This is a genomic window from Sphingomonas sp. (assembly GCF_017745215.1).
Classification (GTDB): domain Bacteria; phylum Pseudomonadota; class Alphaproteobacteria; order Sphingomonadales; family Sphingomonadaceae; genus Sphingomonas.
In genome coordinates this window covers 1-14274 of the sequence record NZ_JAGHZV010000023.1, presented here as the reverse complement: position 1 = coordinate 14274, position 14274 = coordinate 1, and the positions used below count along the sequence as shown (strand labels likewise).

The 14274-nt window shown below is 68.7% G+C and carries 14 protein-coding genes; 9 read left to right on the top strand and 5 right to left on the bottom strand.

Annotation, left to right across the window (positions count from 1 at the left end; genetic code table 11):
• Positions 1-21 precede the first annotated feature (21 nt).
• From J7495_RS18165 to J7495_RS18145, 5 genes are read left to right on the top strand one after another with little or no spacing between them, the layout of a single operon-like run.
• The gene (locus J7495_RS18165) at positions 22-1266 is read left to right on the top strand and encodes a DUF3419 family protein (RefSeq protein WP_294058316.1); all 1245 of its coding nucleotides are present in this window, start codon (positions 22-24) and stop codon (positions 1264-1266) included.
• Positions 1263-1934, top strand: coding sequence for a class I SAM-dependent methyltransferase (locus J7495_RS18160; protein WP_294058314.1), 672 nt, complete (start codon positions 1263-1265; stop codon positions 1932-1934). Before J7495_RS18165 ends, J7495_RS18160 begins: the two co-directional genes overlap by 4 nt.
• The gene (locus tag J7495_RS18155) at positions 1907-3349 is read left to right on the top strand and encodes a glycoside hydrolase family 47 protein (RefSeq protein ID WP_294058312.1); all 1443 of its coding nucleotides are present in this window, start codon (positions 1907-1909) and stop codon (positions 3347-3349) included. Before J7495_RS18160 ends, J7495_RS18155 begins: the two co-directional genes overlap by 28 nt.
• Before the next feature lie 47 nt (positions 3350-3396).
• The gene (locus tag J7495_RS18150) at positions 3397-3954 is read left to right on the top strand and encodes a Uma2 family endonuclease (RefSeq protein WP_294058311.1); all 558 of its coding nucleotides are present in this window, start codon (positions 3397-3399) and stop codon (positions 3952-3954) included.
• A gap of 58 nt (positions 3955-4012) precedes the next feature.
• Positions 4013-4531: a hypothetical protein gene (locus J7495_RS18145; protein WP_294058310.1), complete on the top strand. Its 519-nt coding sequence runs from the start codon at positions 4013-4015 to the stop codon at positions 4529-4531.
• 19 nt (positions 4532-4550) lie between these two features.
• On the opposite strand, the gene hemA is transcribed toward J7495_RS18145, so the two are convergent.
• Positions 4551-5798 carry a 5-aminolevulinate synthase gene (hemA, locus tag J7495_RS18140; RefSeq protein WP_294058309.1) on the bottom strand — a complete coding sequence of 416 codons (1248 nt, stop codon included), beginning with the start codon at positions 5796-5798 and terminating at the stop codon, positions 4551-4553.
• Positions 5799-6027: 229 nt separating this feature from the next.
• On the opposite strand from hemA, the gene J7495_RS18135 reads away from it, so the two are divergent.
• The gene (locus J7495_RS18135; RefSeq protein WP_294058308.1) at positions 6028-6198 is read left to right on the top strand and encodes a hypothetical protein; all 171 of its coding nucleotides are present in this window, start codon (positions 6028-6030) and stop codon (positions 6196-6198) included.
• A 9-nt stretch (positions 6199-6207) separates the two neighbouring features.
• Here the strand turns inward: J7495_RS18135 and murI are convergent, their stop codons facing one another.
• Together murI and J7495_RS18125 are read right to left on the bottom strand one after the other, a co-directional pair.
• Positions 6208-7005 (bottom strand): glutamate racemase, encoded by a 798-nt coding sequence (murI, locus tag J7495_RS18130; RefSeq protein ID WP_294058307.1) that lies wholly within the window; start codon positions 7003-7005, stop codon positions 6208-6210.
• A 72-nt stretch (positions 7006-7077) separates the two neighbouring features.
• Positions 7078-7866 (bottom strand): EF-hand domain-containing protein, encoded by a 789-nt coding sequence (locus J7495_RS18125; RefSeq protein ID WP_294058306.1) that lies wholly within the window; start codon positions 7864-7866, stop codon positions 7078-7080.
• A gap of 152 nt (positions 7867-8018) precedes the next feature.
• Here J7495_RS18125 and plsY point away from each other — a divergent pair, with 152 nt between their 5' ends.
• On the top strand, positions 8019-8621 hold the full coding sequence (gene plsY / locus J7495_RS18120) for a glycerol-3-phosphate 1-O-acyltransferase PlsY (RefSeq protein WP_294058304.1): 603 nt from the start codon (positions 8019-8021) through the stop codon (positions 8619-8621).
• Entirely contained in the window at positions 8614-9693 is a 1080-nt protein-coding gene (gene dprA, locus J7495_RS18115) for a DNA-processing protein DprA (RefSeq protein ID WP_294058302.1), read from the top strand. Before plsY ends, dprA begins: the two co-directional genes overlap by 8 nt.
• Here dprA and J7495_RS18110 read toward each other — a convergent pair.
• On the bottom strand, positions 9690-10649 hold the full coding sequence (locus tag J7495_RS18110) for a 2OG-Fe(II) oxygenase (protein ID WP_294058301.1): 960 nt from the start codon (positions 10647-10649) through the stop codon (positions 9690-9692). The two genes, dprA and J7495_RS18110, sit on opposite strands and share 4 nt — an antisense overlap.
• A 201-nt stretch (positions 10650-10850) precedes the next feature.
• Here J7495_RS18110 and topA point away from each other — a divergent pair, with 201 nt between their 5' ends.
• Positions 10851-13388 (top strand): type I DNA topoisomerase, encoded by a 2538-nt coding sequence (gene topA / locus J7495_RS18105; protein ID WP_294058300.1) that lies wholly within the window; start codon positions 10851-10853, stop codon positions 13386-13388.
• Positions 13389-13546: 158 nt separating this feature from the next.
• On the opposite strand, the gene J7495_RS18100 is transcribed toward topA, so the two are convergent.
• The gene (locus tag J7495_RS18100) at positions 13547-13843 is read right to left on the bottom strand and encodes an SEL1-like repeat protein (RefSeq protein ID WP_294058299.1); all 297 of its coding nucleotides are present in this window, start codon (positions 13841-13843) and stop codon (positions 13547-13549) included.
• Positions 13844-14274: the final 431 nt, after the last annotated feature.

Below are 14274 nucleotides of genomic sequence, written 5' to 3'. Positions count from 1 at the left end.
CCACCCCTCCGGGAGTCAGGGATGAAATCGATAGCCAAGTCGCAGAAGAACGGCGCCGTGCGCGGTGCGGTGCTCCGTCACGAACATCTGACGAAGCAGGGCATTCTCGAAAGGGCCTTCACCTTTGCCTTCCGCGGCCTGGTCTATGCCCAGATCTGGGAAGACCCCGACGTCGACATGGAAGCGCTGCAGATCACATCCGACAGCCATGTCGTGACGATCGCGTCCGGCGGCTGCAACGTGCTGTCATACCTGACCGCGAATCCCAAGGCGATCACCGCGGTCGACCTCAACACCGCGCACATCGCGCTCAACAAGCTCAAGCAGCAGGCGGCGCTCCACCTGCCCGACTATGCCAGCTTCCACGCCTTCTTCGCGCGCGCCGACCGGCCCGAGAACGTCGAGGCGTACAAGACCTACATCCGCCCGCACCTCGACGAGACCTCGCGCCGCTATTGGGAAGGCCGCGACCTCGCCGGGCGCCGCCGCATCGGCGGGTTCAAGAGCGGCTTCTACAAGCGCGGTCTGCTCGGCAACCTCATCGGCTTCGTCCATTTCATGGCCAAGGCCTATGGCATCGACCCGACCGAGATCCTCCAGGCCAAGACCCGCGAGGAGCAGCGCCAGATCTTCGAGACCAAGTTCGCGCCCTTCTTCGACAAGAAGTTCCTGCGCTGGCTGGTCGACCAGCCCGCCGCGCTGTTCGGCTTCGGCATCCCCCCGGCGCAATACGACCTGCTCAAGGTCGACGACCGCGCGGGCATCACCGGCGCGCTCAAGAGCCGGCTCGAGAAGCTGGCGTGCGACTTCGATCTCAAGGACAACTACTTCGCCTGGCAGGCGTTCGGCCGCGGCTATGGCGACACGCCCAACGCGCCGCTGCCGCCCTACCTCAAGGCGGACAACTACAAGGACGTCGTCGATCGCGCGAGCCGCGTCGAGGTCCGCCATGAGAATATGGCCGATTATCTCGAATCGATGCCGGCCCAGTCGCTCGATCGCTACATCCTGCTCGACGCGCAGGACTGGATGACCGACTCGCAGCTCACCCGCCTCTGGACCGCGATCACCCGCACCGCCAAGCCCGGCGCGCGCGTGCTCTACCGCACCGCGGCGATCCCCGACGTGGTCAAGGGCCACATCCCCGATGCGCTGATGGACCAGTGGGAATATGCTCCCAAGGAGCAGCTCGACGACTGGACCCGGCGCGACCGCTCCTCGGTCTATGGCGCGACTCACCTCTGGACGCTGAAGCCGCACCAATGACCGCGACGCAGGGGGAAGCCGGAGCCGCCGAGCAGAAGCGGCTGATGGACAATGTCTACGGCTTCCACCGCCACATCTACGACTTCACGCGGAAATTCTATCTGTTCGGCCGCGACCTGCTGGTGCGCGAGCTGGAGCCTCCGCCGGGCGGGACGGTGCTCGAGGTCGGCTGCGGCACCGCGCGCAACCTGGTGGTCGCCGCGAAGCGCTGGCCGAACGCGCGCTTCTTCGGCTTCGACATCAGCGAGGCGATGCTCGAGACCGCGCGCGCCTCGGTCGCCAAGAACGGGCTCGGCGGCAAGATCACGCTCGCGCAGGGCGACGCCGGCAAGTTCGACACCAACACGCTGTTCGGCGTCGACAAGCTCGACCGCATCTTCATGAGCTATACGCTGTCGATGATCCCGCCCTGGCAGGAGGCGATCGAGATCGCCGCCGCGAGCCTGGCGCCGGGCGGCAGCCTGCACATCGTCGACTTCGGCCAGTACGAGCGGCTGCCGGCGCTGGCGAAGAAGCTCCACTTCAAGTCGCTGAACGACTTCCACGTCCATCCCCGCCGCGAACTGCCCGCGGTGCTCAGGCGCATCGCCGAGGCGCACGATATGGAACTCGACTTCCGTTCGCTCTGGCGCGGCTACACTTGGCGCGCGACGCTGACCCGGCGTTGATCGGCCGGCGCGGCTTGCTGGGCGGCGCGGCGGCCGGGCTGCTCGCCCCGCCTGCCGCTGCCGTCGCGAGGCCACGCGGCCAATGGGTAGCGCTCGGCGAAGCAGTGAAGGCCGAGATGGCCTGGGCCTGGGACCAGTATCGCGAGCGCGCCTGGGGCAAGGACGAGATCAAGCCGGTCAGCGGCGGCCATTCGAGCTTCCCGATCAAGGCCGGGCCGCACCTCGGTCTCAGCCTGGTCGAAGCGCTCGACACGCTGTGGCTGATGGGGCTCGACAGCCGCTTCCAGGCGGGCGTCGACTGGATCGGGGCCGAGCTGGACTTCGACGTCGACGGCGAAGTCTCGGTGTTCGAGACGACGATCCGGCTGCTCGGCGGGCTGCTCTCGGCGCATCTCTGCTGCGGCGACGCGGTGCTGCTGGCGAAGGCGCGCGACCTCGCGAATCGGCTGATGCCGGCGTTCGACACGCTCACCGGTTTCCCCTATCGCTTCGTCAATCTGCGCACCGGTGCGGTGCGCGACGCCCACAGCAATCCCGCCGAGATCGGCACGCTGATGTCCGAATGGGGCACGCTCAGCCGCCTCACCGGCGATCCGCGCTATCTGGACGTCACGCGCCGCGCGATGGCGGCACTGTTCGAGAAGCGTTCGAAGCTCGGGCTGCTCGCGGTGCAGATCGACGTCGAGACCGGCGAATGGCGCAAGCGCCGCGCGACCGTCGGCTCCTATGCCGACAGCTATTACGAGACGCTGTGGGACGCCTGGACGCTGTTCGGCGATGCCGAGTGCAAGCGCATGTACCATGAGCTCACCGCGGCGATCCTGCGCCACCAGCTCGTCTGGACCGCCGACGGGGCATGGATCGCCGACGTCGACTTCGAGACCGGCGTCATCGTCAACGCCGAGCAGGACGAGCTTTCGGCCTTCTACGGCGGGCTGCTCGCGCAGGGCGGCGCGCCTGCGACCGGCGCGGCGCTGGTGCGGAGCTGGGCGGCGGTGCAGGACCGGTTCGGGGTGCTCCCCGAAGCCTATGACTTCCGCACCGGCAAGGCGGTCGAGGTGTCGAACGCGCTCCGCCCCGAGCTGGCCGACGCAGCGTTCAACCTCTGGCTGATCGACCGCGACGAGCGCTGGCGCGAGATCTGCCGCACGCACTTCCTGGCGATGAAGCGCTGGAACAAGGCGAAGTACGGCTACACCGACCTCGCCGACGTGACCGCCGATCCCAAGCGCCAGGCCGATCACTGCCCGGGCTATTGGTGGTCCGAGCAGATGAAATATTACTACCTCATCTTCGCCGACTGCCCGCGCTTCGACTATGCCGACAACATGCTGACCACCGAAGGCAACGTGCTGAAGGGGCAGGTCAGGCTGGGGTTCGACCGGATCTCCGGCCGGCGGGTGATCCGCCGCTAGCTGCCAGGGGAGTCGCGCGACGCGGCGTAAGCGCGTAGGATAGCGGCATGAACGAGCAGACGCCGATCGTCCGGACGACGCCCACCGTGCCCTTCACCGCGGATGACTTTCTGCGGATGATGGACCGCGGTGCATTCGAGGACATGCGCGCCGAGCTGGTGCAGGGGGAAATCGAGAAGATGATGCCGTCGCACTGGGGCCATGGCGAGCTGTTGATCAGGCTTGGTGGCTTGCTCGGCACGCAGCTTCGTTCGGCTGGTGCCCCAGTCGGTGGCGATGTCGTGATCCGGATCGACGACACGACGGTGCGCGCCGCCGACATTTCGGTCCTGCATCCCGGCACGGTGCCCGATCGCGTCCTGATCGGCGCTCAGGTGCTGCTTGCAATTGAGATCGCCGACACGACCCTCGATCGCGACATGTCGGGCAAGCGCATCGACTATGCCGCCGCGGGCATCGCCCACTACTGGGTATTCGATATCGCCCGGGAGGTCGTCCACATCTTCGGCGAGCCGGTGGATGGCGACTATTCGCAGGTCGCGACGGTTCGCTTCGACGAACCGCTCGCGCTGCCACTCGGTGCCGGCAGCATCACGCTCGCCTGAGGCGTCGGCGCTCCCTTAATCCTTGGCTGCGATACTCCGCCCGAGGAGGGACTCCGCCATGTTCGGATTCGGGAAGAAGCGCACCGTGCCGGCCGAGGTGAAGCCGTCGGACATCGGGCTGCTGATCGACGCGCGGGTGAAGATCCAGCGCGAGCTGCACGAAGGCCGCCTCGCCGAGGAGAATGCCCGCGTCGCCGCTGCGCATCCGGGCGCCAGCCTCGCGACCCAGTTCATCCTCACCGACGACATCTGGAACGGCCGGCATTCGGCGCAGCTGATGGGCGCGCTCGAGCTGACGCCGTTCGACGCGTTCAACGTCCGCTTCCTCCCCGCCGACGAAGCCTCGGCGGCGATCCTGGGCCAACCCTATGCCTATCGCGGCCAGTTCGCCGAAGTGGTGCGCGGCGCCGACGACCTGATCGCCCAGATCTTCGAGGCCGAGGGCCTGCCCGCCGACCCTTTCGAAGCGCTCGGCGCGCCCGAGGCCGTGAAGAACGAAGTCCGCCGCAACCTCGCGGGGCTCACCAACTATCTCTACGAAGAGCATATCCTGCCGACGCTGCGCAGCGCGGGCTGAATAGCCGACTCGCCCGCGATCACGCCGCCAGCCGAAGCTCCAGCTCGAGCCGTCCCCAGATCTCGACCAGCGCTTGCGTGAGCTCGCGCATCATCGCTTCGTCATGCGCGGGGCCGGGGGTGAAGCGCAGCCGCTCGGTGCCGCGCGGCACGGTGGGGTAGTTGATCGGCTGGACGTACACGCCGTATTCGGCGAGCAGGATGTCACTGATCTTCTTGGCCTTCACCGGATCGCCGACCATCAGCGGCACGATATGCGTGGTCGAGGGCATCACCGGCAGTCCGGCCTCCGCCATCATCGCCTTGAGCGTCGCCGCCGCGGCCTGCTGGCCCTCGCGCTCGGCGCTCGACGCCTTGAGGTGCCGCACGCTCGCGAGCACGCCCGCGACGAGCACCGGCGACAGCGAAGTGGTGAAGATGAACCCCGGCGCATAGCTGCGGATCACGTCGATGATCGTCTGGTCCGCGGCGATATAGCCGCCCATCACCCCGAACGCCTTGCCGAGCGTGCCCTCGATGATCGTGATCCGCTCGGCAGCCTCGTCGCGCTCGGAGATGCCGCCGCCGCGCGCGCCGTACATGCCCACGGCATGGACCTCGTCGAGATAGGTCAGCGCGTTATACTTGTCGGCGAGGTCGCAGATCGCGTGGAGCGGCGCCACGTCGCCGTCCATCGAATAGACGCTCTCGAAGGCGATCAGCTTGGGCACCGAGGGGTCGTCCGCCGCGAGCAGTTCCTCGAGATGCGCCACGTCGTTGTGGCGGAACACGCGCTTCTCGCAGCCCGAATTGCGGATGCCCGCGATCATCGAGGCGTGGTTCAATTCGTCCGAATAGACGATGCAGCCCGGCAGCACCTTGGCGAGCGTCGACAGCGTCGCTTCGTTCGAGACATAGCCCGAGGTGAAGAGCAGCGCGCCTTCCTTGCCGTGCAGGTCGGCGAGCTCGTGCTCGAGCTCGATGTGGTAGTGCGTGTTGCCGCCGATGTTGCGCGTACCGCCCGAGCCGGCGCCGACATCGTGCAGCGCCTCCTCCATCGCCGCGATCACCTTGGGGTGCTGGCCCATCGCGAGATAGTCGTTGGAGCACCACACCGTGATCGGCTTGGGGCCGTTGTGCCCGGCGAAGCAGCGCGCATTGGGGAACATGCCCTTGTTGCGCAGGATGTCGATGAACACGCGATAGCGGCCCTCGGCGTGAAGCCGGTCGATCGCCGAGTTGAACACGCGGGCATAATCGACCCCGCGGATGGCGCCTTCGGTATCCATGGCCCTCCCCCTAGCGACTCAAGCCGGGCTTTTCCAGCGTGCTAGCATAGACGGAATGTCCCACCCACCGCTTCACGCAGCTTCCGATCGATTCGCCGCATCCACTGATCCATGTCTAGCGCCTGCGGCCGCCAAAGCTGCTATGGAGGGGCATCGTGGGCGACTCGGTTTCCAAGCGAGCCCGCGGCAGAGAGACTCGTGCTCCCGCTTGCAAGGACGGAGCCGTGCCATGTCCCACCCGGACATCGAATATTACCGACGCAGGGAACAGCAGGAACGCGATTCCGCCGAGCGCACCGACGACCATGGCGCGCGGCGCATCCACCTCGAAATGGCCGAGCGCTATTCGCGGCGGCTGAACGAGATCGGGATCGCCATGCCGTCTGCCGCCCAGGCCTGAGGGGAGGACTCAAAGCGTTTCGACGGTGGTGAGGCCGTAGCGTTCCAGCGCGGGGCCGAGCGGAGCCGTGTCCGCGTCGCGCGAGGTGAACACCGCGCGGCCGGGCGGCGGTGCGTCGGGCCATTGCTGTCCCTCGGTCAGATGCGCGACGCGACGCGCGATGCCGGGGCCGCCGTCGACGAAGCGGACCGCATGCGCCGCCGCCGCGGCGAGCTCGGCCTCGAGCAGCGGGAAATGGGTGCAGGCGTTGACGATCACGTCGAGCCGTTCGCCGCCCGGCTGGGCGAACAGCCCGTCGAGCACCGCGCGCAGCCGCTCGGGCGGGGGGGCGATGCCGCGCAGGGCGCCCTCGGCGAGGTCGACCAGCTCGGCCGAGCCGTGGCGCAGCACGGTGCAGTCGCTCGCGAAGCGCGCCGCGAGGTCGTCGACATAGGGCTGGCGGACGGTCGCGTCGGTGCCGAGCACGCCGATCACGCGCGTCTGGCTCGCCTCGGCGGCGGGCTTGATCGCGGGGACGGTGCCGACGATCGGGAGGTCGAGCGCGGCGCGGACGTGCTGGAGCGCGATCGTCGAGGCGGTGTTGCATGCGATGACGATCAGCCGCGGGTCATAGCGTTCGGCGAGGCGGCCGAGCAGCGCGGGGACGCGTGCGGCGATCTCGGCCTCGGACTTGGTGCCATAGGGGAAGCCCCCCGAATCGGCGACGTAGACGAGCGGCGCCCGCCGCAGCAGCGCGCGGGTGGGCGCGAGCACCGAGAGCCCGCCGACGCCGGAATCGAAGAACAGGAGAGGGCGGGCGTCGGCCATCGGCCGCGGATGTGGCCGCGCGCCGGTCGACCGTCAACCGCCCCCAGGTTGCGCATCGGGTTGGGGACAGCCCTACCCCTTCGGCTTCCACCGCGCCGGAACTCCGGCGGCTTCGAGGATCGGCGCCATCGCGGCGATATATTCGTCGAGGCTCACCTTGCCGTCGCCGTCGCGGTCGTTGCGCGCGAGCCACATTGCCTCCGCACGGGTCTGCTCGACCTGCTGCATCGGCCCATTGCTCCCGGCCTCGCCCACGCGCACCGACATGTGCGGAGTCTCGCCGCGCTCGATGAAGCCCGAATGGTCGCGGTCCATGATCCCGAAGCTCTCGGTCAGGAACTCGCGCACTTCCTCGGGACCCGCCTTGCGGCGCTCGCCGGTGGCGGTCACGGTCCGCGTGACGGTGGCGGTCGGTGCGGTCTGCGCCATCGACGGCGCTTCGGCGGCGGGCCGCGCGAGGAAGGTCGCGGCGGCGGCGATCAGGATCAGGCTCATCAAGGATACTCCGGCGATCGTCCCAGCTCCCGGGCGCCGCAGCGGGCCGGGACGATCGGCGGGCCTGGCTGCGGCGTGGGAAGCCCGATCGCCCGAACCCGCGCCGCCGGCGAGGTCCGACGGCTGGGGTACCATCCCGCCGTACCCGGCCTCCGCCAGCGCCAGGAGCCGCGCCGCCTCGAGCGAGGAGGACAGCCCCAGCTTGGTCCGCGCCATCTTGAGGCGCTTCTCCACCGCATGCGGCGAGACGCCGAGCTCGATCGCCATTTCCTTGGCGGTCTGGTGGCTGAGGCGTCGGCGCAGGCAGAGTTTCTCATTCTCGGTGAGCCGGGCCAGCGCCGCCCGGCTTCGCTCGTCGATCGTCAACGCCAACTCCCTCGCACACCTTCGCCGGGCTGAAACTAGTGTGGCAGGTGCGCCGACCCAAGCCCCCACGGCTGGTACCCCAAGGGACTTGCTCAGGATCATTGCGTGAACACGCCCAAGCGCCTATCCGCGGAAACCGAAAGGGGGCTCCCGTGGAGCAACTGCTGTGGCTCGCGCCGGCAGGCGCGCTTCTGCTCGGCTATCTGCTGGGCTCGATCCCCTTTGGCGTGCTGCTGACCCGCGCCGCGGGCGCGGGCGACCTCCGCCAGATCGGATCGGGCAACATCGGCGCCACCAACGTGCTGCGCACCGGCCGCAAGGGACTGGCGGCGGCGACGCTGCTGCTCGACCTCGGCAAGGGCGCGCTGGCGGTGTGGCTCGCGAACCGGCTCTTCCCCGGCATGGCGGTGCTCGGCGCGGTCGGGGCGTTCGTCGGCCATTGCTACCCCGTCTGGCTCAAGTTCCGCGGGGGCAAGGGCGTCGCGACACTCATGGGCGTGGTGCTCGCGCTCCACTGGCCGTGCGGGCTGGTCTATGCGGTGGTGTGGCTGGGGCTGCTCGCGGGGCTGCGCATCTCGTCGCTCGCGGGGATGATCGCGGCGGTGAGCGCGCCGGTGAGCGCCGCGGCCTTCGGCCGTTACGAGCTGGTGCTGCCGCTGCTCGCGCTCGCGCTGATCGTGCTGTGGAAGCATCGCGAGAATGTCGACCGGCTGCTGTCGGGCACCGAGCCGAGGGTCGGCGCCAGGCGTGAGTGATCCGCGCGCGGACGCGCTGCAGCTGATCCGCTCGGCGAACGTCGGGCCCATCACTTATCGCCAGCTGATCGCGCGCTTCGGCACCCCGGCCGCGGCGATCGAGGCGCTGCCGATGCTTGCCGCGCGCGGCGGCGGGCGGGCGCCGCTGCTCGCCGATCCGCGGCTGGTGGCGCGCGAATTTGCGACCGTCGAGAAGCTGGGCGCGCGCCACCTGTTCCTCGGCGACTCCGACTATCCCGAGCTGCTCGCCGAGCTCGACACGGCGCCGCCCGCGCTGATCGTGCGCGGCAAGCTGAGCCTCACCCAGCGCACCTGCGTCGCGATGGTCGGCGCGCGCAACGCATCGGCGGCGGCGTGTCGCTTCGCGCGCCAGCTCGCGCTCGGGCTGGGCGAGGAAGGGGTGACCGTGATCTCGGGGCTCGCGCGCGGGATCGACACCGCGGCGCACCTCGGCTCGCTCGCGCGGGGGACGGTGGGCGTGATCGCGAGCGGGATCGACATCGCCTTCCCGCCCGAGAATCGCGAGCTCCAGGGCCGCGTCGGCGACGAGGGCCTGCTCGTCGCCGAGCAGCCGCCGGGCACCGAGCCGCTCGCGCGTTTCTTCCCCTCGCGCAACCGGATCATCGCCGGGCTCGCGCTCGGCACGGTGGTGGTCGAGGCCGCGCCGCGCTCGGGCTCGCTGATCACCGCGCGGCTCGCCGCCGAGGCAGGGCGCGACGTGATGGCGGTCCCCGGCTCGCCGCTCGATCCGCGCGCGCAGGGGTGCAACCTGCTGATCCGCGAGGGCGCGACTTTGGTCCAGTCGGTCGCCGACATCCTCGAGGCGGTTCGCCCGATCGACCTGCGCTCGGTGCGCTCGCCGGTGAACGGCTTCGGCGGCGGGCCGGCTGGCGATCCGGGCGATGCCGAGCGCGCGACGGTGACGAGGTTGCTCGGTCCGGTGCCGGTGAGCGTCGACGAGCTGATCCGCCAGTCGGGCCTGGCGCCGGCGGTGGTGCAGACGGTGCTGCTCGAGCTCGAGCTGGCGGGCAGGCTGGAGCGGCACGCGGGCGGTCGGGCGAGCCTCGGCTAATCGAAGAACGCCGGATCGCGCCGCTCGCGGATCCAGCGCGTGGCGAGATATTTCGTCCCGCGCGTCACCGGCAGGCCGGCGTGCTCGGTGAGCTTGTCGAGCATCCCGTCGGCACCGGCGTTGCGGAACACCAGCACGTCCCCCGGCTGCCCGCGCACCTTGAGGCCTACTTTGTTGAACTCGGTCTCGCCGCCGTCATAGGCGTCGTTGAGGTAGATGAGCGCGGTCTGGATCCGCCGGTTCTCATTGCCCACCCAATCGAAATGGCGGCGATATTGCTGGCCGACACGGTATCGCAGCACGTGAAGCGACTCACCCTGCGACGTATGCGTGCCGGTGATCCCCGCGATCCGCCGATTGAGCGCGTGCACCGCCGGGTCCTCGATCAGCCAGTGCATCGTCGACCCGTCCGACGTGCGGATCGGATCGCGCACGTCGCGCCCGCCGTCGATCACCATCGAGGGCTGGAAACAGGGCTCGCTGATGATCGTCAGATACTCGCATTCGGCGCGGCTCAAGACCGCTGGGTAGCGCACCACCCAGGGCGTTTCGCTCAGCTGCTCGCCGCGCGGCAGGGCCGTGGGATCGCCCTGAGGCGTGAGCGCCATCTGATCGATCAGCCACAGCATATGGCCGCGAAGCCGATCCTCCTGTGCTTCGAGCCGCAGCCGCATCAGCGCGCCCTGCCAATCCCGCGGGCCGGCGATGCCGCTCGCCATCAGGTTGGTCGTCGCGCGGCGTGCCATCGCATGGCCGGCCAACGCGGCCGCGGCGAAGAGCTGGCGTCCGCGAATGAAATTCTGCGGCAGCGGCTCGCCGCGCCAATGGAGGTCCGCGAGGAGGAACAGCGCGTCGGCATTTCCGGCCTGCGCCAGCCGTTCGAAGATCGCGGCGGCTTCCTGGGTGCGGCCGGCTTGGCCTAGGGCAATCGCATGGTCGAGCGCTGGATCGGGCATCGGTCCCTTATGGCAGCGCCGCTCCCGCGCCGCCAGTTGCTCGCGGACTCCATTCCGGCGACGATCGCGTCCGGCCGGGGTGGCGCCTTTGGAGCGGTCCGACTATGTCCAGCCGCCGTGGACCGCAACGGCCCTCCTTGACGGACCCGGAATCGGCTCCCCATCCTCATACGCGTACGCGAAGGGATCGAACGCACCTCCATGCAGCTCGTCATCGTTGAATCGCCGGCCAAGGCGAAGACCATCGAGAAATACCTCGGCAAGGACTATCGCGTCCTCGCGAGCTACGGCCACGTCCGCGACCTGCCGCCGCGCGACGGCTCGGTCGACCCCGACGAGGGGTTCGCGATGGAATGGGAGACCTATGCCGACAAGTCGAAGCAGCTGAAGGCGATCGCCGACGAGGCGAAGCACGCCGACCGGCTGATCCTCGCCACCGACCCCGATCGCGAGGGCGAGGCGATCAGCTGGCACGTGCGCGAAGTGCTCAAGGCGAAGAAGGCGCTGCCGGCCGACGTCGAGCGCGTCACCTTCAACGCGATCACCAAGCCCGCGATCCTCGAGGCGATGGCGCATCCGCGCGACCTCGATACCGACCTGATCGACGCCTATCGCGCCCGCCGCGCGCTCGACTATCTCGTCGGCTTCACCCTCTCGCCGGTGCTGTGGCGCAAGCTGCCCGGCGCCAAGTCGGCGGGCCGCGTCCAGTCGGTCGCGCTGCGCCTCATCGTCGACCGCGAGCGCGAGATCGAAGTCTTCGTCTCGCAGGAATATTGGTCGGTCACCGCCGACCTCGAGCAGGACGGCACGCCGTTCACCGCGCGGCTGGTCAAGTGGAAGGGCGACAAGCTCGACCGGCTCGCGATCGGCGACGGCAGGACTGCCGAGGCCGCGAAGAAGTCGGTCGAGGAAGGCCGTTTCTCAGTCGCCGCGGTCGAGACCAAGCCGGCGACGCGCAACCCGCCGCCGCCCTTCACCACCTCGACGCTCCAGCAGGAAGCCGCGCGCAAGCTCGGCTTCTCGGCGAGCCACACGATGCGCATCGCCCAGACGCTCTACGAGGACGGCGCGATCACCTATATGCGTACCGACGGCGTCCAGATGGACGCGGGCGCGATCCAGGAAGCGCGCAAGGCGGTGGTCGACCGCTACGACGGCCATTACGTCCCCGAGAAGCCGCGCCAGTACCAGACCAAGGCCAAGAACGCCCAGGAAGCGCACGAGGCGATCCGCCCGACCGACTTCACGAAGGACAAGGTCGGCTCGGGCGATCACGGCCGGCTCTACGACCTGATCTGGAAGCGCGCGCTCGCGAGCCAGATGGCGTCGGCACGGATGGAGCGCACCACGATCGACCTCGAGGATGCGACCGGCCAGCATGGTCTCCGCGCCACCGGCCAGGTCGTGCTCTTCCCCGGCTATCTCGCGCTCTACGAGGAAGGGCGCGACGACGCCGAGGACGAGGAGAGCCGCCGCCTGCCCAGGCTCAGCCAGGGCGACACGCCTGCGAAGAAGGCGGTGAACGCGGAACAGCATTTCACTCAGCCGCCGCCGCGCTTCTCCGAGGCGTCGCTGGTCAAGCGGCTCGAGGAGCTCGGCATCGGCCGGCCCTCGACCTATGCCTCGATCATCCAGGTCCTCAAGGACCGCGCTTATGTCCGCGTCGAGAAGAACCGCTTCTTCGCCGAGGAGAGCGGGCGGCTGCTGACGGCGTTCCTCGAGCGCTTCTTCGAGAAATACGTCAGCTACGACTTCACCGCCGAGCTGGAGGAAGAGCTCGACGACGTCTCGGGCGGGCGTGCCGCGTGGCAGGCGGTGCTCGAAGCCTTCTGGAAGGACTTCAAGCCGCGCACCGCCGAAGTGATGGAGCAGAAGCCCTCGGACATCACCGCGGCGCTCGACCAGTTCCTCGAACCCTATCTCTTCCCGCCCAAGGCCGACGGTTCCGATCCGCGGCTCTGCCCGGTGTGCGGCAACGGTAGGCTGTCCTTGCGCGGCGGGCGGTTCGGCGCGTTTGTGGCGTGCTCCAACTATCCCGAATGCAAATACACCCGCCGCTTCGCCCAGCCGGGCGGGGAAGGCGAGGCCGCGAGCGGGGGCAACGACACGCTGGGCAAGGATCCCGAGACCGGTCTCGAAGTCACCCGCCGCGCGGGTCGCTTCGGGCCGTACATCCAGCTCGGCGAAGGCAAGGAAGCCGCACGGGCGTCGATCCCCAAGGATGTGGAGCTCGACCTCGACTGGGCGCTCAAGCTCCTGAAGCTCCCGCGCACGATCGGCGACCACCCCGAGACGGGCAAGCCGATCACTGCGTCGATCGGGCGCTACGGCCCCTATCTCGCGCATGACGGGAAATACGCCCGCCTCCAGTCGACGATGGAAGTGTTCGAGACCGGCATGAACGCCGCGGTGGTCAAGCTGGCCGAAGCGGCGAGCGGCGCCGGCCGGCCGCAGCGCGGCGGCTCGCGCGAGCCGCTCAAGGTGCTGGGCGCGCATCCGCGCACCGAGGCCGAGATCAAGCTGATGGACGGCCGCTACGGCGCCTATGTCACCGACGGCACCACCAATGCGACGCTGCCCAAGACGATCGACAAGGACCAGCTGACGCTCGAGGAAGCCGCCCAGCTGATCGACGCCCGCGCCGCTGCGGCGCCCGCCAAGGGCAAGGGCGGCCGCAAGAAGGCGCCGGCCAAGGCGGCGAAGGCCGCGCCGAAGAAGAAGCCGGCGGCTAAGAAATAGGGTCGGAGCGCGCCTCAGCCCGATCGTTCCTACCGCGAAAGCGGGGCCAGACCGTTGATTCACGCGAAGGCGCAAAGGCGCGAAGAATAAAGTCGACGTCTTCGCGCCTTTGCGTGAAAACTATGCGAAGCTCCCGCTTTCGCTGGAGGCGCCTGGACTTAGGCCGCGCGGCTCTGCGTGGCGATCATCCAGTCGCGCGCGGCGCGCTGGGCGGTGATGATCTCGCGCGCGGTCATGTCCTCGGCGATCTCGGCGCGGCACATCTGCGCCTCGCCCGAACCGCCCATCGCCGCGATGTTGAACCATTTGTGCGCTTCGATCAGGTCGACGTCGACGCCGTCGGCGCCCGACGAATAGACGATGCCGAGATCGTAGCAGGCTTGCGCGTCGCCGCGGACCGCATCGCGGAGCCGGCTTTCAATCAGGAACCGCGCACTCTTGAGGCTATTCCCCATGTCGCACCCCTTTGTTCGCCACCCTTCGTGGACATGCAGGTTTTGGCCGGGGGATGCCGAACAAATGGTTAACGGCATTAACAGTAATTGTTCAGGTGGGAGTTGGCCGGAGGAGAGCGATAACCACACCGGGGCGTTAACCGAAGCGCCGCTCTAAACCCAAAGCCGTCACCCTGAACCTGGGCATGTCGTCATTTCGTCCTTGGAAAAGGTCGCGAGGGAGGGGCATGCCCTCTCTTAAGCCGTCATCCCGGCGAAAGCCGGGACCCAGGGCCGCCAGCTACGTCCTCCGCAACCCTGGGTCCCGGCGCTCGCGAGGTCTCTGCGAAACGGGTTGGTGTGTGAGGATTTGAGGTTTGGTCAGGGGATGAGACGCGTTTGAACGCGGCCTGGTTGGTGCGGTGGCGGGGTATTGGGGGTTGAAGGGCGCT